We start from the raw sequence: 1,070 nt of genomic DNA, 5'->3' as shown, positions 1-1,070 counted from the left end.
AAATCTTCCACGGTGCTCAGCAGGAACCCGCTGGGCAGTTTCTCTTCGAGACCCATTATTTCCCACTCATTCCCAGCTGAGGCCGCCGCGCCGCCACTCGTAGGCGTAGGCGACCGACACATTGACGATGAACAGCGCCATCGCGGCGAGACCGAAGAGCCCGAGCGCATCGAAGTGCACGGCCCACGGGTAGAGGAACACGATCTCGATGTCGAAGATGATGAACAACATCGCGGTGAGGTAGTACTTCACCGGAAAGCGCTGTCCCGTGGCGTTTCCGGGGCCACCCGCGATGGCGTGCGGGGTCGGCTCGATGCCGCATTCGTAGGGTTCCAGCTTGGCCCGGTTGCGCCGCTTCGGGCCGATCAGCGCCGCCATGATGACGGAGAACACCGCGAACGCGGCGGCGATGGCGCCGAGTACGAGCGCGGGCACCTCGATATTCACGACTGCTTTCCCCTCCTCGCTGGAGCAGGTCGAGCCGTGTGGCCCGGCCGCGGACGGCAGCTTTGGCGAGACGGGGCCGACAACGTTGTCCGCCGATACGGGGCTCGCGCAAGGCTGTGCAGCGATGGCGGAGCGTTATACAGGAGCCCGCGCTCGTGTGAGCTAGAGCACAGACTACCGCCGTTGCGGGGGCGCGCCGCGCGTTTCCGGGGTGGGCTTTGATCGATTTCGATACAGCGATTCATGAGCGATCCGGGGGTAATCCCGGATCGGCGCACGCCAGGTAACCACTGGTGTTACCAGTGGTAATAGGCAGAACTGTGGGGCGTGGGACTATCCGCGGGGCCGGGACGATGCCCGGAGGTCGCCGATCAGCGGGCGAGCAGGATGCTGGTGACCGCGTGGGTGAGCTGCATGGGGTCGATGGGGTGCGAGACCGCGGCCTCGGCGCGCGACCAGTTCGCCAGCCAGGCGTCGTCGGGCCTGCCGGTCAGCACGACCACCGGCGGGCACTCGTCGATCTCGTCCTTGAGCTGCTTGGCGATGCCGAGGCCGCCCGCGGGCGCGGACTCCCCGTCCAGGATCGCCAGATCGATCCCGCCCGCGTCCATCTGCTCGATGAC

At 66.4% G+C, this 1,070-nt stretch carries 1 protein-coding gene and 1 pseudogene; both read right to left on the bottom strand.

The features are described from left to right. Positions 1 to 66: 66 nt before the first annotated feature. The gene (locus ACWDNU_RS46895) at positions 67 to 447 is read right to left on the bottom strand and encodes an NADH-quinone oxidoreductase subunit A (RefSeq protein ID WP_355272057.1); all 381 of its coding nucleotides are present in this window, start codon (positions 445 to 447) and stop codon (positions 67 to 69) included. Positions 448 to 818: 371 nt separating this feature from the next. Next, a pseudogene (locus ACWDNU_RS46890) lies at positions 819 to 1,070 on the bottom strand (hypothetical protein); the annotation flags it as partial.

The sequence above is a fragment of the Amycolatopsis sp. NPDC003676 genome (assembly GCF_053587275.1).
This window is presented reverse-complemented; position numbering and strand designations above follow the sequence as displayed.